At 46.7% G+C, this 17,738-nt stretch carries 15 protein-coding genes; 4 read left to right on the forward strand and 11 right to left on the reverse strand.

The window, feature by feature from the left end; translation table 11 throughout:
• Positions 1–146: 146 nt before the first annotated feature.
• Entirely contained in the window at positions 147–1,067 is a 921-nt protein-coding gene (locus ACSVDE_RS17350) for a DMT family transporter (protein ID WP_439302229.1), read from the forward strand.
• A gap of 52 nt (positions 1,068–1,119) precedes the next feature.
• On the opposite strand, the gene ACSVDE_RS17355 is transcribed toward ACSVDE_RS17350, so the two are convergent.
• The 4 genes from ACSVDE_RS17355 to pruA form a co-directional block, all read right to left on the reverse strand.
• Entirely contained in the window at positions 1,120–1,749 is a 630-nt protein-coding gene (locus ACSVDE_RS17355; RefSeq protein ID WP_439302230.1) for a YIP1 family protein, read from the reverse strand.
• Between the two features lie 207 nt (positions 1,750–1,956).
• Positions 1,957–3,465, reverse strand: a complete 1,509-nt coding sequence (gene putP, locus ACSVDE_RS17360; protein WP_439302231.1) for a sodium/proline symporter PutP — start codon at positions 3,463–3,465, stop codon at positions 1,957–1,959.
• 729 nt (positions 3,466–4,194) lie between these two features.
• Positions 4,195–4,671 carry a DUF2306 domain-containing protein gene (locus ACSVDE_RS17365; protein WP_439302263.1) on the reverse strand — a complete coding sequence of 159 codons (477 nt, stop codon included), beginning with the start codon at positions 4,669–4,671 and terminating at the stop codon, positions 4,195–4,197.
• 177 nt (positions 4,672–4,848) lie between these two features.
• On the reverse strand, positions 4,849–6,399 hold the full coding sequence (gene pruA, locus ACSVDE_RS17370; protein WP_439302232.1) for an L-glutamate gamma-semialdehyde dehydrogenase: 1,551 nt from the start codon (positions 6,397–6,399) through the stop codon (positions 4,849–4,851).
• 257 nt (positions 6,400–6,656) lie between these two features.
• Here pruA and ACSVDE_RS17375 point away from each other — a divergent pair, with 257 nt between their 5' ends.
• Entirely contained in the window at positions 6,657–6,941 is a 285-nt protein-coding gene (locus ACSVDE_RS17375) for a hypothetical protein (protein WP_439302233.1), read from the forward strand.
• A gap of 33 nt (positions 6,942–6,974) precedes the next feature.
• Here ACSVDE_RS17375 and ACSVDE_RS17380 read toward each other — a convergent pair whose 3' ends face one another.
• From ACSVDE_RS17380 to ACSVDE_RS17395, 4 genes are all read right to left on the reverse strand, one after another.
• Positions 6,975–8,174: a CamS family sex pheromone protein gene (locus ACSVDE_RS17380; protein WP_439302234.1), complete on the reverse strand. Its 1,200-nt coding sequence runs from the start codon at positions 8,172–8,174 to the stop codon at positions 6,975–6,977.
• A gap of 19 nt (positions 8,175–8,193) precedes the next feature.
• A complete protein-coding gene (gene ligA, locus ACSVDE_RS17385; protein ID WP_439302235.1) occupies positions 8,194–10,200 on the reverse strand; it encodes an NAD-dependent DNA ligase LigA in 2,007 nt (668 codons plus the stop codon).
• 267 nt (positions 10,201–10,467) lie between these two features.
• Entirely contained in the window at positions 10,468–12,699 is a 2,232-nt protein-coding gene (pcrA, locus tag ACSVDE_RS17390; RefSeq protein WP_439302236.1) for a DNA helicase PcrA, read from the reverse strand.
• 69 nt (positions 12,700–12,768) lie between these two features.
• Positions 12,769–13,455 carry a heptaprenylglyceryl phosphate synthase gene (locus ACSVDE_RS17395; protein ID WP_439302238.1) on the reverse strand — a complete coding sequence of 229 codons (687 nt, stop codon included), beginning with the start codon at positions 13,453–13,455 and terminating at the stop codon, positions 12,769–12,771.
• 196 nt (positions 13,456–13,651) lie between these two features.
• Between ACSVDE_RS17395 and ACSVDE_RS17400 the strand changes: the two genes are divergently transcribed.
• Positions 13,652–13,837 carry a hypothetical protein gene (locus ACSVDE_RS17400; RefSeq protein WP_439302239.1) on the forward strand — a complete coding sequence of 62 codons (186 nt, stop codon included), beginning with the start codon at positions 13,652–13,654 and terminating at the stop codon, positions 13,835–13,837.
• A gap of 50 nt (positions 13,838–13,887) precedes the next feature.
• Here ACSVDE_RS17400 and ACSVDE_RS17405 read toward each other — a convergent pair whose 3' ends face one another.
• From ACSVDE_RS17405 to ACSVDE_RS17415, 3 genes are all read right to left on the reverse strand, one after another.
• Positions 13,888–14,181 (reverse strand): YerC/YecD family TrpR-related protein, encoded by a 294-nt coding sequence (locus ACSVDE_RS17405; protein ID WP_439302240.1) that lies wholly within the window; start codon positions 14,179–14,181, stop codon positions 13,888–13,890.
• A 20-nt stretch (positions 14,182–14,201) separates the two neighbouring features.
• A complete protein-coding gene (locus ACSVDE_RS17410; protein WP_439302241.1) occupies positions 14,202–15,260 on the reverse strand; it encodes a DUF3048 domain-containing protein in 1,059 nt (352 codons plus the stop codon).
• A 61-nt stretch (positions 15,261–15,321) separates the two neighbouring features.
• The gene (locus ACSVDE_RS17415) at positions 15,322–17,034 is read right to left on the reverse strand and encodes an adenine deaminase C-terminal domain-containing protein (protein ID WP_439302242.1); all 1,713 of its coding nucleotides are present in this window, start codon (positions 17,032–17,034) and stop codon (positions 15,322–15,324) included.
• A gap of 131 nt (positions 17,035–17,165) precedes the next feature.
• Between ACSVDE_RS17415 and ACSVDE_RS17420 the strand changes: the two genes are divergently transcribed.
• Complete coding sequence (locus tag ACSVDE_RS17420; RefSeq protein ID WP_439302243.1) at positions 17,166–17,423, forward strand: YgaP family membrane protein; 258 nt, start codon at positions 17,166–17,168, stop codon at positions 17,421–17,423.
• Positions 17,424–17,738: the final 315 nt, after the last annotated feature.

Below are 17,738 nucleotides of genomic sequence, written 5' to 3' on the forward strand. Positions count from 1 at the left end.
GATGACACCTCCTTTGCAATCTTTTTCTCTTACTCTTAGTAAACCTCACCGGCGAACCATTTTCAAGACTAAGTGTTATACATGAACACCAACTGTTATACACCTCAAGTTTTATACTTCTCTTACCGTTAAAAGGAGGTTTTCATATGATCTTTCTCAACTATTTGCTCGTATGTGTTATATTCGGCACCACTTTTCTGTTTATCAAAATTGGCATTGAAGCAGGAGCGACGCCGATCTTATCAGGTGGTGTCCGGTTCACCATCGCCGGTTTGCTCGTTCTTGCTTACTTCGCGATAAAACGAGACCAGGTGAAGCAAGCGTTACTCTCAAAACCACTGATTGTCGTGGGATTCTGCATTACGTTCATGACGTTCTCAACGTTATACTGGGCAGAGCAATTCATTACGTCTGGTCTTGCTGCGGTCCTGTCGGCTACCGGACCGATGATGATTCTGCTCATCCTAAGACAACGAAAAGAAGCTACGCTGGATTCTGTACAGATTCTCGGGCTCGGCATCGCACTCGTCGGTGTTCTTTTCATCTCATTACCCGGCTTTTCGAGCGCGATCTCATACATGTGGGTGATTGGTTGCATCGCGGTCTTAATTGGAGAATTCGGCTATGGATATGGCTCTGTTTTTTCAAAACGGTACTTTGCGACCGAGCATCGCTTCTCGCCTTTTCTTATGAATGGTGTGCAAATGTTCTACGGGGGACTAATGCTGATGGCTTTTTCTTTCATTGTGGAAAAACCAAGTTTCCCATCACTCGTTGCGAACCCGAACGCTCAGCTATCCATGCTTTACTTGATCCTCATCGGATCGATCGGTGGGCACGGGCTATACTATTGGCTCATCTCCAAGACGAATCCCGTCTTTCCGTCGACATGGTTGTATGTATCACCACTCATCGCCATTTTCGTAGGTTATCTGTTTTTAAAAGAAATGGTCACACCGTTGATGATATTAGGTGCGTTCTTCATCATATTCGGCGTGTTGTTATCCAACCGGCATTCGATTGTGAAGCTCGTACGGAACGGCGAAGTGACACGTTCAAATTTTTAACGATGTAAAAAAGGACCGATTTTTGCAGTTCGGTCCTTCTTTCTTACAGTATTCAAGTAACGATAAAGAAGATGAGCAATCCAATTAGAAAGATTGGGACAAGAACAACCAGTGCACTAAGCAAGATATTCCCTACTGCTTTCCATGAGGAGAACTGCTGAGCTTCAGCAATACTCTTAATGAGTATGATGATTCCCCATACCATTATTACAATATCAATAGCTCCAATAATAAAGAAAAGGGTAGTCATACCAGGATTGCTCCCAATCACGCCTAATTCTGACGTAAACATCTCACGCCCGAATATGAAGAGTTCGATAATCCAGATGATTAAACTTAGGATTGTAGGAACATACGCCCAAGCATAAGCAATCCTTATCTCCCTCTTACTTCCTGCTCCTCCGATCCATTTCCCCGTCCAGTGGATCAGAATGGCTCCTAGATGAATAGAAATGATTCCACCGATGGGACCTAAAATAATCGCTAAAAAAAGGATAGGCAATAGTGGCGTATCATCCCCCATTCCTGTTCCCGCAGCACGATTAAGTGTGCTTGTGATCCCTGCTATAACCGCAAGCAAATATATGTACTTGGTGCTTCCAGTGTCTAAAATCCTGCGGATAGTCTTACGTGGACTCGTCCAAATCGTCAAAAAAGCTTTGTTTAATACTGACTGATCCATCTTTTCCTCCTTTATATCACTTTCAGTACCAGGCACCATTTTTGAACCCCTAAGGCTCTAAGGACGAAAAATGGTGCCTGGTACTGATCTAAGATTCTCAGTTTAAATACCCAATATTTGGGTACAGTCAAACCATAAGCTTATTAATGGTATGAAAACAAAAAAGGACCGGCCCTTACAGGCCAGTCCTCGTCACTCTATATCGAATTAAACTTCGTCGACAACTTCGTCAAATTCGTTTTCGATTGTTTCTTTTGGTCCTTTACCCATCATACTTACGACCAAGATTGCAATAGTCGCAAGGATGAATCCTGGTACGATTTCGTAAAGGCTGAATGGAATGACTGCTGCAGATTGCTCTGCTCCTTCAGGTGGAGTAGATAGCATTTTCCAAACAACAACTGTTACAGCACCAGTAATGATACCAGCAAGCGCACCGTTACGCGTCATGCGCTTCCAGAATAGTGACAAGATGACAACAGGTCCGAATGCGGCACCGAATCCTGCCCAAGCATAACTAACAAGTGTCAATACTTTACTGTTCGGGTCGGATGCGATGAAGATTGCAATCAATGCAATTCCAAGTACGGCGAAACGGCCAATCCAAACGAGTTCTTTCTCGCTTGCATCTTTACGTAGGATCGCTTTGTAAAAGTCTTCTGCAAGAGCACTTGATGAAACAAGTAGCTGAGAGTCGACTGTACTCATGATCGCCGCTAGGATCGCTGCAAGTAAGATTCCAGATACCCAAGGGTTGAACAATACTTGCGTGAACAAGATGAATACTGTTTCAGCGTCTGCACCTTCAAGTGGGCTATCAGCAAAGTATGCGATACCCGCTAGACCAGTGAAGATGGCACCGAATAGTGAAATAACCATCCAACCGATTCCGATTACACGAGCTTTCGGAATGTCTTCTGGTGATCTTACCGCCATAAAACGAGTAAGGATGTGCGGTTGTCCAAAGTAACCCAGACCCCAGGCAAGTGATGACACGATTGCGAAGAATCCTGCTGCACCACCCATACCTGCCATGATGTCTACATATGCAGGGTCCATGTTACCGACCTGGTTGATCGTTTCATTCCAACCACCAAGTTCGTTAATGGCAACAATCGGTACGATGATCAATGCTAAGAACATCAAGATTCCTTGAATGAAGTCTGTCCAACTTACTGCGAGGAATCCTCCCAAGAACGTGTAAGAGATGATGACGATTGCACCAATCCAAAGTGCTGACGTATATGTCATATCAAATGAAGATTGGAATAGTTTCGCTCCTCCTACAAGTCCTGAAGCCGTATATACGGTAAAGAAGAATAGGATTACGATTGCTGAGATAACACGTAAAATTTTCGAGTTGTCACGGAAACGGTTCTCAAAGTAGTCCGGAATCGTGATGGAATCCTTTGAAACTTCCGTGTACGTACGAAGACGTTTCGCAACAAACTGCCAGTTCAAGTAAGCACCGACAGATAGACCGATTCCGATCCATGCTGCGCTCATTCCGCTTGCGTACATTGCACCTGGCAAACCGAGTAAGAGCCAGCCACTCATATCCGAGGCACCGGCACTGAGTGCTGCAACTCCCGGAGTCAGGCTTCTTCCACCAAGGACATAATCAGATAAGTTACTTGTTAGACGATAGGAAATGATTCCGATCGTCAACATGACGACTAGATAGATTATAAACGTTGTTAACGTAGGTAAATCCATGAATTAATTCTCTCCCTTCGATTCTACGAAATATGAAATGACTGATAGTATGACGACTAATGGCATGGGTACGAGTAACCAAAACCAAGTTGCTGCTGATAGACTGAATTCTTCCACGAGAGCACCTCCTGTACGTTTATATACAATCATTATGCAAAATGAAAACTTCCTCGCGATCCGCGATATTCCGCACTTGTTGTCACCATTAAAAACCATAACATAATATAATGTTAAGAACATTGTGATAATTATTAAATTACAAGTCGGATGTATATTTATTCAATTTAAATGGAAATGAAAGCCTTTTCTCGGGAATAATATAATATCTATTCAAAAAAATTTATGAAGATTAATTTAAGGATTTATTTACCAATTATCGTGATTTACAACATGTCATCCCTCCTATATTTTGCCCTAAACGTGAAAATTATTATGCAATAACACCTGCCGAAAGGCCTATTTTTAGCCGCTATACTTTTATATACCCACAAAAGCAAAATGAAACCCATTCATTTGGAAACTCCGAGAAGCGAGCAGTGCCAGGTACCAAAATGAACCCGTTGGCCCCCAACGGTTCTTTATTGGTACCTGGCACAGTTTTGCATCCTTACTCCTGCAAGGCTTCCCTGAGCGTACCTGGTACGCCCAAAGGGATGTCCAATCAAAAAACACCGCTGATCAGCGGTGTTTCTCATTTTAGTAGATGCATGTTTTATTCATTTCCCACATTTAAGAAGCTGTAGGAAGCTTCCGTTTCTTTGTACGTACATACTTTTTGGTCACTCGTGCAATCATCGGTGTTCCGATGATTGTAGGTAGGAACCAGAATAGGAGTACTGGTAGTTCATTCAGCACGGGAACCTTTTCAATGTTGACGACGATGGTCGCCGTTATGATACCTATGTAGGAGCCGAGCATGCCACCGATATGCAATCGCATCCAATTTTTCCACATCCGTTTTCGAGCAAGATAACCGATGAGTGCTAGCCCATAGGAAAACAGTGCGATGTAAAACAGATACGCGCTTTCATTCCAATTCCAGATTGACATGACGACTGCGGTGATAAATACCAACACATACGAACCGTGATAGACTTCCCCCAATAACGTATGCTTTCCCTTTCGTTTACGGGCTCGTGCTGCCAGCGCTCCGACAATGATACAGATCATCCCCGTAATGATATGTACAATCAAAAAATACTCCATCAACCTCACAACCCCTACTCTTTGTAAATATGGAACGTTTTTACATTACCATACATTAGGAGCTGTGAGACCCTCAAAACAGAATTTCACATAAAAAAGCCGAGGACGACCAAAACCTACCTAATATAAAAAACCCCCTCAACAAGTGAGGGGGTTCCGCATGTAAATCTATTCTTCTTACAATCCTTCAGACGTTGTCTTCGGTTGCATGTGTTGTACCAGGTAGTCTGGTCCTCCAGCTTTGGAGTCTGTACCGGACATGTTGAATCCACCGAATGGTTGGTATCCAACGATTGCACCTGTACAACCGCGGTTGAAGTAAAGGTTCCCAACATGGAAGTCTTCCTTCGCACGCTTGATCTTCTCACGGTCGTTCGTAAGAAGGGCACCTGTCAAACCGTACTCCGTGTTGTTTGCAATCTCAAGCAGGTGATCGAAGTCACGTGCTTTACTGAATGCTACAACTGGTCCGAAGATTTCTTCTTGCATGATGCGAGCTTTTGGATCTAGATCAGCAAAGATTGTTGGTTGGATGAAGTAACCTTTAGAGTCATCACCTTCACCACCAGCCATCAAGCGGCCTTCTTCTTTACCAACTTCGATATAGTCCATGATCTTGTCATATGCGCCTTTATCAATAACTGGTCCCATGTACGTGTTGTGGTCCATCGGGTTACCAGTAACGAGTTCTTTCGTCAATTTTACTGCGCGTTCCAATACTTCATCATAGATGTCTTGGTGGACGACTGCACGGGAACCAGCAGAACACTTCTGTCCAGCGAATCCGAATGCAGAGTATACGATTGATTGAGCAGCTAGATCAAGGTCAGCGTCAGCATCGACACATACTGTATCTTTTCCGCCCATCTCAACGATGACACGCTTCAACCATTTCTGGCCGTCTTGGATTTTCGCAGCGCGTTCCCAAATACGTGTACCGATGTCACGTGAACCTGTAAAGCTGACAAAACGTGTACGAGGGTGATCGACTAGATAGTCTCCCACTTCAGAACCGCTACCAGGCAAGTAGTTCAATACGCCTGCTGGCGTTCCAGCTTTCAACATCACGTCAGCAAACCAAGCTGCAACGACTGGTGTCGCACTTGCTGGCTTCAGGATGACAGTGTTACCCGTTACGATCGGTGCAACAGTTGTTCCAGCCATGATCGCAAATGGGAAGTTCCAAGGAGAAATCGTGATCCCTACTCCAAGTGGAATGTACTTGTATTGGTTGTGCTCAATTGGACGACTTTGGATCTGTTTACCGTCTTTAATTTCGAGCATTTGACGTCCATAATACTCTAGGAAGTCGATTGCTTCGGCTGTATCAGCGTCTGCTTCCTTCCACGGCTTACCTGCTTCTTTTACCAACAAAGCAGAGAATTCATGCTTACGGCGGCGAATTTCTGCAGCAGCACGGAATAGTACGTTTGCGCGCTCCTCAGGATCTACCTTGCGCCAAGTTTCAAAAGCTTTGTCCGCAGATTGCATTGCTTTTTCAGCAAGCTCCTGGTTCGCTTTGGAAACACGACCGATGACCTCTTCTTTATTTGCTGGATTGTAAGACACAATCTTCTCATCCGTAGAGACATATTCTCCGTTGATGATTAGGTCATAGTCTTTACCTAATAGTTCTTTCTCGACTTTTTTCAAAGCTTCTTCAAAAGCTTCACGATTTTCCTTAACGGAAAAATCGGTAAATGGCTCGTGTTTGTAAGGTACTACCATAAGATGAACCCCTCCAATTTCCCAATAGAGTAGTATTGAAAACGCATACATAGTTTTCAATTACAACCTCATTCTACCCTATTAAATCTCCGCTTTCAAACATTGAGGAATAGTCAGAATATTTTATTTAGCCTAGCCTAATATTTCTTCATTTTTCTCGTAAAATCTCCCGTTTTCACACTTTCACAAATGATGTTCCAAACAAAGGAAATTCGGGAATACAAAAACGTACAAGAATTCTTGCAAGGAGGGTCACCATGTCTGATGTCGACATCCTCATACCTGGCTATATCATTACATTTCTACTCATTTTCGCTCTTACACTCTTCTATGTGATCAAAAAACCCTATGTGTCGGTTCTCTTGATTCTGACCCTATTCGTTGTAGAAGAAGGCATCGTCACTGCGGTTTTCTTCAAGCTCGCCTTCCCGATCGGCAGCGGTATATTCGCGATCGCCTGGACTTACATCGGCTTGATCGGTATCGTAGTCGGCGTCATCATCCTATTGATTACGCTTTTGGTCAAAAGAAAAAATCCCTGAACCGCTATCGAACGGTTCAAGGATTCAATGAAATCAATAAATATGGACGACGGAGTCATCTTTCGATGGATCCGACACGATGAGGCTTTCCTGCTCATCGAGTGACGACTTGATGTTCACTTCGACAATCTCATCAGGGAAGTATTGCTTCACAAGATAATTTACATACTGCGTGAAGGATATAACCTCAGATTTCCCTTTGAACTGCATCGGAATTTCGATCGTCAGTTTCGAGATCTGGTCGTTTCGGTACAACGCTTCGCCGATTACACCGATATAGTTCGGGAAGTACTCTTTAATTTTACCTTCAAACTGGACGAACCGGTTGAAGTCCTCTCGATGATCTTCTTCCGCTTTGCCAGATGGGAAGAAGTAATACTTCTCATCGACGTCTTCCCAGTCCACTTTCGTCGAGCCGCCTTTCACGACAGCTTTTCCAAAGTAGTTCCCCGGTACGACTGAACCGTGCTCTTCCTCATAAAACAGGGAGATGACAATCGGTACATCCTGAAGTTCCGGATGCTGACGAAGCCTATTTACGACTTCCTGACCGGTTTTCGCCGCATACTTCTTCACGTCGTCCGCATCGAGTTTCTTGTCTCCCTTATGGATAAGGCCTTTCTCATCACGGACGGTGTAATAGTAAGTCGAGTTGAATGCCAACGCTAGCGATATGCCGCCCAGCTTGACGCTGTCTTTTCCACTGTCCTTAAGGTAGTTCTGCTCAAGGATATAAGAAAGGATCTTCGGATTGTTGCTGTGCATTTCTTTCTTTTGATCGACGCCGGCTTTTTCATACACCTCTTGGTCAAAGCCTGGGTTCAAGCCTTTTTGGATCAGGCCGGATCTTGCTTTCCCTTCTTTTTCACTCGAGCGCTTCAACCAGTTCCGGATCGTCGTCTTATCGAGGTACTGTCCTTCCTGGAAGTAGTAATCGTCGATTGCAAACGTACCCTTCGATAGTCGCATCAATCCGGTTTCCATTTCATCGATATCGATTCGGTTGTCGACACCATAACCGATTTCTCCACGTGCTGCACCGGGCTCATAGTTTTTCAACGACTTATAATATTTATCATCAGTCGTATTGATATTTTGAAGCGGAATCGCTTTTTCATTTTCGTTATCGCTTTCTTCTTCCACGACGGGATCTTTCTTCAAGTTGTCGAACGGAAGACAGCCAGACAAAAGGATTAAAGAGGCACTCAGAATTACGAATAGCTTTTTAAACATCCCCTAAACTGCACACTCCTTAGTTATTCAGCTTATTGATAAAAGTTTGTTCATCCCAGACGTCGATTCCGAGCTTCTCTGCCTTCGTAAGCTTCGAACCTGCGTCCTCTCCGACAATCAACAGGTCCGTGCTCTTGCTCACGCTGCCAGTCACTTTTCCACCAAGCCGTTCAATTTCTGCTTTCGCTTCGTTACGCGAGAGTTGATGCAGTTTTCCAGTCAGAACGATCGTCTTCCCGCTGAACGGGGAATCGATGTTTTCCGTTTCGCTGCGCTTCAACCCTTTATATTCCATATTGACGCCTACACGTCGCAAGTGATCCAATAAATCATCCACTTCAGGTTTTTCAAAATAGAGAACAACCGAATCCGCCATGATGTCACCGAATTCATGGATCGACGTGATGTCTTCACGAGTGGCTTTTTGCAAGTTTTCCATCGTTTCGAAGTGTTCTGCGAGCGTACGAGCCGCTTTCGCACCGACATTTCGAATCCCGAGTCCGAACAATAGCTTCTCGAGCGAGTTGTCTTTAGATGCATCAATTGCTGACAGCAAGTTATCAACGGATTTCTCACCCATCCGCTCAAGCTGGAGGAGTTCCTCCCGTTTCAACTCGTACAAGTCTGCAACATCCTCAATCAATTTTTCATTAAAAAGCTGGGTGATGACCTTCTCACCGAGGCCGTCAATGTTCATCGCATTCCTCGATACGAAGTGAATCAACCCTTCACGAATCTGAGCCGGACATTGCGGATTGATACAACGCAATGCAACTTCGTCTTCAATGCGGACTAGCTCGCTTTCACACTCCGGACAGTGCGTCGGCATGTGGAAGTCCTTTTCGTCACCTGTACGCTTCTCTTCAATGACGTTGACGACTTCCGGTATGATGTCGCCTGCTTTTTTGACAATGACATAGTCACCGATCTTGATGTCCTTCTCGCGGATCAAGTCTTCATTATGAAGCGACGCACGCTTGACAGTCGTTCCAGCCACTTGGACTGGCTCGAGAATTGCCGTCGGTGTCACGACTCCTGTACGTCCAACTGTCAGCTCGATGTCCTCAAGTCTCGTTACCACTTCTTCAGCAGGGAACTTGTACGCGACAGCCCAGCGCGGACTCTTCACGGTAGTTCCAAGCTCATCCTGTTGATCGAGTGAATCTACTTTAATGACGATGCCATCGATCTCATAGTTCAAGTCAGGTCGCTTTTCTACCCAGCCGTTCACATATTCGATCACGTCTTCAATCGTGTCACACCGTTTCCATTCCGGGTTCGTCTTGAAGCCGAGCTTGCTCAAGTAATCCAGGCTCTCGCTGTGGGATTCGATGTTCACGCCTTCATATTGACCGGCACCATAGACAAAAATGTCGAGGTTACGGCTCGCGGCGATTTTCGGATCCAGCTGACGCAATGAACCAGCGGCTGCGTTCCGAGGGTTTGCGAACAGCTCGACACCTTCTTCTTCACGGGCTTCATTCAGCTTTGTGAAAGACCTTTTCGGCATGAACGCCTCGCCACGGACTTCCAGCGTCGCTTCTTCTTTCAAACGGAGCGGAATAGAACGGATCGTCTTTAAATTATTCGTGATGTCTTCCCCTATTGTACCGTCGCCTCGGGTCGCCCCACGCGCAAAACGCCCGTTATCATAGAGAAGCGAAACAGCTAGACCGTCGATCTTCAATTCACACACGTATCGGACTTGGCCCCCGACCCCTTCACGCACACGACGATCGAAGTCACGAAGGTCCTGCTCGTTGAAGGCATTTCCGAGACTGAGCATCGGTGTACGGTGCTCGACCTTCTGAAACCCTTCGAGCGGCTCTCCACCGACACGTTGTGTGGGAGAATCCTCCTGACGCAGGTGCGGGTATTCTTGCTCGAGCTTCATGAGCTCATGGAGCTTCGCATCGTATTCCGCGTCGGGAACGGATGGTTTATCCAGTACGTGATACTCATAATTATATTGATTGAGGACCGTGCTTAATTCCTCGATTTTGGTCTTCGCTTGTTCCTCCGTCATCACTTTACCTCTTTCCTATATCAGATAAAATTTCTTCGAAATACACTCCCTTTCCGCGGCCGAACCGCGAGCCTCACTTGCACAGGATGTGCTGGCTTCGACGTTCACCACAGGATGTGGTGGGTGTTAGTCGAAGAACCTTAGTGATGGTTGACCCGTATGTTCGCTGTGGGGTCTCGCCTGGCTCGCTATTCCCGCAGGAGTGTCGTGTATTATCTTCGAAATTTCAAAATCATGAACAAAGCCAACAGTTCTCTTACTGTTAGATCATGCTTTCTCAATCGGCGCAAACTTCGCCAGCAAGCGCTTGATGCCTGTCGGTTGCGGAAACGCGATATCAAGCTCGAGTGAATCGCCTTCACCCTTCGTGCTCACAACCGTTCCGACACCCCACTTACCATGCTTCGCCTTATCGCCTACATTCCAATCCAGCCCTTCACCACTTGGACGGGCAGGCATTTTACGATGCGCACGTTGAGGAGCTCCTGGTCTAGAGGCAGCTCCGCCAGGTCCACCCGACGTTTTCATCCAAGGTAGGGTTTCCTTCTCTTCGTTCATCGATTCCACGAGCTCTTCCGGGATTTCGTTGATGAAGCGAGACGGTGCGTTCATCGTCGTTTTACCGTACAAAGTACGCATTTTCGCGTTCGTCAAGTACAGTTCTTCCTCTGCACGAGTGATTCCGACGTACGCAAGTCGGCGCTCTTCTTCCATCTCATCCTCTTCAAACAGAGAACGACTATGCGGGAAGATGCCTTCCTCAAGGCCCATCAAGAAGACGACCGGGAACTCAAGCCCCTTCGCTGAGTGCAACGTCATCAAAACGACGCCGTCTTTCTTCTTGTCTTCTTCGTCATCATCCATCTTATCGATGTCGGCGACGAGGGCGAGATCTGTCAAGAATGACACGAGGCTTTTGTCTTCGTTCTGCTTTTCAAATTCCTGTGTAACGGATAGGAATTCATCCAAGTTCTCGAGACGACTTTGCGATTCGATCGATTTTTCCTTTTTCAACTCTTCTTTATAACCGGTCTTGTCCAACACTTCTTCTGTCAGTTCAGTCACAGAGAGGTACTCCTGCATTTTCGACCAGTTCATCACTTGATCGCGGAACTCCGTTAGACGGTTCACGAAACGAGCACTCAAGCCCATCTGCTCGACTTCACCTAACGCTTCCATGACAGAAAGGTCATGCATCGCCGCATATTGGACGATTTTATCAAGCGTAGAAGATCCGATTCCACGTCTCGGTACGTTGATGATCCGGCTCAAGCTGATATCGTCATCTGGGTTGGAAATGAGACGCAAGTACGCCAGGACGTCCTTGATTTCTTTTCTGTCGTAGAACTTCGTACCTCCGACGATCTGGTATGTGATATTTGATTTGAGGAGCGCTTCCTCTATAACACGGGATTGGGCGTTCGTCCGGTATAAGATCGCCATTTCAGAAGGCTTTCGCCCCTCTTGTAGCATCTCCTTGATCTTCCCGACGACGAAAAAGCTCTCTGTCTGTTCACTATCCCCTTGATAGTAATGGATATTCTTACCTTCTGTATTTTCCGTCCACAGATTCTTCGGTTTTCGACCTGTGTTGTTCTGGATGACCTCGTTCGCCGCTTGAAGAATGCGTTTCGTCGAGCGGTAATTTTGCTCAAGCAAAATGACTTCTGCATCAGCATAGTCTTCTTCAAACGATAGGATGTTCGCGATGTCTGCTCCACGCCAGCGATAAATCGACTGATCCGAGTCACCGACGACACAAAGGTTACGGAATCGATCTGCTAACAGGTTGACGAGCACGTACTGCGCACGGTTCGTATCCTGATACTCATCGACATGGATGTATTGGAACTTCCGCTGATAATGCTCAAGCACTTCCGGTACACGCTGGAACAGCTTGATCGTCGACATGATCAAGTCGTCGAAGTCGAGCGCATGGTTTTTTCGAAGTTGCTTTTCGTACACTTCGTACACATCGGCTGCGACCTCTTCAAACAGTCCGGATGCGACTTTCTGGAAGTCATCCGCCGTTTTCAGTTCATTTTTCGCTGAACTGATCGTTCCGAGAATGCTACGCGCATCGAACTTTTTCGAATCGAGGTTCAAGTCCTTCAACGCCTGTTTGATCACTGACAGCTGATCCGTCGCATCGAGAATCGTGAAGTTGCGGTTGATGCCGATCCGGTCCGCATCTCTTCGTAAAATCCGTACGCACATCGAGTGGAACGTGGAAATCCAAATGTTGTCCGCTGCCGGTCCCGTGATGGCTGAGACCCTGTTCTGCATTTCGCGAGCCGCTTTGTTCGTAAACGTGATCGCGAGAATGTTCCACGGGGCGACTCCTTTTTCCACGAGCAGGTATGCAATCCGATGCGTCAGCACACGGGTCTTTCCACTTCCCGCTCCCGCCATGATCAATAATGGTCCTTCTGTATGTTTGACCGCTCTTTTCTGCTCAGGATTCAGTCCTGAGAGCAGTCTTTCAACGATTTGTTGCAATTTCAACACCACCTAAGCAAACGTATGTTCTTACTATTTATTTTACCCTAACGGTTCTGGTTTTACAATTTAACCTTTGACGACTTTTACCGTACTGAGTGCTGCGTCCAAGTCTTCATAAATGATATTGCCGACGACGATCGTGTCTGCGAATTGTGCCATCTCTCGTGCCTGTTCCTTGTCCTTGATTCCACCGCCATAAAAGAATCTCGTCTTATCGAGGACGGTGCTCACATCTTTTACAAGGTCGACTTCCCCATATGTACCGCTATACTCCAGGTAAAAGATCGGCAGACGGAACATGTGCTCAGCCATTTCGGCATAAGCTAGAACATCTTCCGTATCGAGATCTGAATTCGCTTCTGATCGTTGAGCAGCCTTCGACTCACCGTTGACGATGCAATACCCTTCCGTCACAAGCTCGTTCCAGTTGATGAGATGTCCGTACTCCTTGATCGCCTGATGGTGCAAGCCGACGATCCAATCTGGATTCTGGCTGTTCAGCACACTCGGCACAAAATAAAAATCGAACCCTGGTGTGATCGATTCGATGTTGGATACCTCCAACACACAGGGAACGGTGTATTTCCGTATACGAGAAAGAAGGTCGATCGTATTCTCAAGCGTAACCCCGTCACTTCCGCCGACGATGACCGCATCAGTACCGGATTCACAGATCTGATCGAGCGCTTCTGGCGTGATTTCCTTGTTCGGGTCCAGCTTGAACACATGCTTCCACTCTTTATATTCGAACATCGTGTGACCTCCTCAATTTACACTTCCTCTAAGGATTATAACAGAAATGATGGGGCGGAAAAACAAACGGCACAAAGGTGACTGGTGACAAAATCATGAAGTACTGCATCCTACCTATCTACGGACTTTTTTGGTATAATTTGGTTGTGTAGTACCGGATCGTCTGATAACTCGAATCAAGGAGGTCTTCTTACATATGAAAAAACATCAAATGTGGGCAGCGATTCTATCGTTCAGTGCAGGAATCTTAATCTACCTAGGGTATGCACTTGCTGAAAGGATCCAATATGCTCCCACGATCGGTTGGATCAGTGCCTTGATCTGCTTGATCATCGCTTACAAACACGCATTGAAAGCGCACCGGTATAAACAACTCTTATAACATGAAAAAACGTCTGCTTCCCACCCCGGATGCAGACGTTTCGTTGTTTATTATTTTTCCTTCAATCGGTCGAGCGCCATTTCGTACGTGTCGTTGCCGTAGTTCAGGCAACGTTTTACACGAGAAATCGTTGCTGTGCTCGCGCCTGTTTCATTTTCGATCTTATGATACGTAAACCCTTCACGTAGCATGCGCGCTACTTCCAGACGCTGTGCCAACGATTGAATCTCGTTGATCGTCGCAAGATCATCGAAGAAACGATAGCACTCCTCGCGGTCTTTCAATGTGAGGATCGCATCAAAGAGCTGATCGAGCGTTTTTCCTCTCAATTTATCAATTTGCATCCCTTGTCACTCCTTCCAATCTATTCCCATGTTACTTTCGAGCTGAAATCCGAGCCAGGAACGAAGTTGACCCACGTTTTACCTGGTACGAATGGAACTTCCACGCCATCCTTCACCGGTATGATGCGGCCATTGTCGTTCTTCCACTGGACTTGTTGCGCCTTCCCGTTCTGGATCAGAACCGCATTGCCACCGCTCGTCAGATTCACATCCCGGCGGCCGACGTTGTCCACGATCTTATGATTTGTAGATACGATCAAAACGTTTTCCAGTTCGACTGGTGTCTCCGTTTCCCGATCGACGGTCTGCTCATTATTCGTTGTATAACGGTGATAAAGTCCTTTATCGGTATCAAAGCGATATTCGACCTGGTATTTGCCGTAGACGACCTTCACATCTTCAGCAGGTTCGCCTTCCGTTGCTACTCCTTCCACATCTTCCTTGAAAGTGAAAGACGGAATTTCCTGTTCCAGCTCGTAGCCTTGCTTTTTCGACTCTTTCATGATGTTCTCATACGAGATGTATGAATTGTGCGGTGCTTTTCGGAAGCTGACACGCTTGAACAGTGTCCCATCGTAATACAACCCGTTGATGGAGTCAATATTGCCCGATGTGAGCATCGTCTTCGCATCAGGACTCCAACCGTGGTGCACATAAATGGAATCGAATCCATTCGCTAACCGGACATAGTAATCCCGTGCACTTCGGACAGGGCCGATGACGTCAGGCTCTTCACTTTGAAAAAGTGCGACCAATCGAGTGATGCGACCTTCTGCCAACACTTCATACACGAGATCGGCTTTATGTAAGCCGGACTGCTGACGGGCTTCCGGCGCATTGTTCACCATTACAGCCACAACGCGTGGATGTAACGCCTCATCTGTTCCTTTACCCGTTAATGGAAACGTGTATGCAAACTCAGGCTCTTCTGGTTCCTCTTCTGTCGGTTCTTCCGTTTTCGGTTCTGGATCCTTTTGATCCTTGGAATCTTGATCCGAAGACGCTTTCTCTGACTTACAAGCGGCAAGCAACAGGAACACGGCAACGAGACACGCAACCAGTAACCACTTTTTATTCATTTCAGTACAACACCCCTAGTTTTCCCTTTTTTCCCTTCTCTATCTCTCTCTACTTTATAGTTTAACGCATTACAACAGGAAAGAGTACCTCATTTTTTAAAACATCGACGATTCCGCTTGGTGTGATGCGGATGTACGGTAGATGTGTCGATGAGAAGAACAATAGGCTGTAGATCGGATCGACGAACGTGTAGCCTCGATCTTTCAACGCGTGAACGAGTCGATCTTGCTGTTCCATGACCACTTCCATAGGCTCAGTCGAAAATCCTCCATTCAGCGTGAGCGGAATTTCACAGACGACTTCTCCGTTTTCGACGAGCACGATGCCTCCACCAATTTCCTTCATCCGTTCAAAAGCAGCAAGCATATCCCTTTTGCTTTTACCGATCAGAAGGATGTCTCCGCTGTTGGAGTATGAGCTGACAAAACCGGACACGTGCGTCGCGAAGCCTTTCAGCATCGTACTGATGCGCCACTTTCCTTTGTGATCGACCAGACTGAAAAAGCATTCATCATGTTCCTTCGAGAGCTCCTCGACCCCAAAGTCCACCTCGGATTTATACGGTTTCGTAATGACCGCATTAACCATATCGATTCCGGCACGAGCCGTTTGATGAAGATCTTCTTCAGTAAGTGTCCAATCGAGCGTATACGGCTTGATGTCGTAACGGCTCCAGTCGAATTCGGTGGCCGGCTCATCCTGCACCCACACCCCTTTTGATAAAACCTTTTCAGGCGTCGGCTGACGTGGATCCTCAAGGATATTCAAATTCGCGAGGCGACCTGGTGCCACCATGCCATGCAGGTGGTCCATTCCGTAGTGGCGTGCGATGTTGTAGGACACCATCGCGTACGCGTCTTCCAGCGGCACCCCTTTATCAAGCGCAATCCTGAGCACCTCATCCGTCACCCCATTTTTATAAAAAGTAGGTGTCGAGCCGTCCGTCGTCATCATCACCCGGTCAAAGCTCGAAACGCCGATGCGGAGCATCTCCTCGAGGATTTCCGGAAGATCCGGGCGGATGGAAGAGTAGCGGAGGGACGTCGTATATCCGAGAGACATCCGGAGGACCGCTTCTTCACCCGTCATCGCCTCATGATCACAATCTACGCCGAGCACGGCCATCTTTGTGAGCGTGCGTTCAGAAGCACCCGGCAAATGTCCCTCGACTTTTTTGCCGCGACGTTTCGTCTCCTGCATCCAATGAAGGGTCTTGTCGTCCCCTTTCAATACTTGAGGCCAATTGGTCAGCTCGCCGCCCTGCAAGACATACGGATGATCGAGGAATTGACGGAACAGCTTATCCGAGAACACTTCCTCCTCATTTTGCAGTTTCGTCTGAGAGTCGTAACGGCACCACCAGTAAAAGGAATATGGTAATTCTTTGTTGATGTCATCCATGAAAGAAAGCGCTTTCTCGTGAGGCAAAGGAAGGAGCATCAAATTGTCGCTGATGAACGTTGTCGTCCCTCGTTTTGCTGCATAAGAAGCGAACGTCTGGGGATTATAAAGTTGAAATGGATGGACATGAGGTTCGATGTATCCAGGCACGATGTATTTGCCTTCGCAATCGACGATTTCACATCCCTCATGGTTGTGCGGCATTCGATCGCCGACATAGACAATCCGATCTTCATAAATCCAAATGTTTGCGTTCAACCACTGACGCAATACGTTGTTCAAATAGGTCGCATTCTGCAACACGATCGTAGGTGGCGTTTCACCCTGGATCACTTGTACATGGGTACGGAGCTGCTGCTTCGTCCAATTCATGAAATATCACCCCGGTTGTATGTATGTTTTTTACGATGAGATAAATGTCAGTATTTTTAAAATATACGCACGTTTAATCTTACCACAATCCTTTACATTCCTACAGTACCTAAACGAAGGAGGAACAAGGTATGAAGCCAAATATCGGTACCGGAAACGCTCTACTTCGGATCACGATCGGTCTGACGATGGTCGGTGTTGCTACCGCTCGCATGGGGCGTAAGTCCGGAGAAAACCACTTGATGATGATGCTGATCGGCTCGATGAAAGTCGCTGAAGGCATCACGAAATACTGCCCGATGACTGATCTATATAAGCGTGGCCAGGAATTCAACCACATGGACCTCGCCTCCATGACAAAAGAAGGCTCACCGATCAACCCGTCTTGATGAGGGTATGATGCGATGTGAGAGGTGCTCTTGCGGGGTGCGATATCCGCATTTTTCCGTTTTCGGGGTGCGCAAGACCTTCTTGCGGGGTGCGAAATCCGCATTTTTCCGTTTTCGGGGTGCGCAAGTGCCTCTTGCGGGGTGCGATATCCGCATTTTCCCGAGTTCGGGGTGCGCAAGTGCCTCTTGCGGGGTGCGAAATCCGCATTTTCCCGAGTTCGGGGTGCGCAAGTGCTTCTTGCGGGGTGCGAAATCCGCATTTTCCCGAGTTCGGGGTGCGCAAGAGCCCCACAGAATTAACTCCAACACTTTTTC

It is taken from the genome of Pseudalkalibacillus sp. Hm43, from assembly GCF_051842935.1.
Classification (GTDB): domain Bacteria; phylum Bacillota; class Bacilli; order Bacillales; family Fictibacillaceae; genus Pseudalkalibacillus.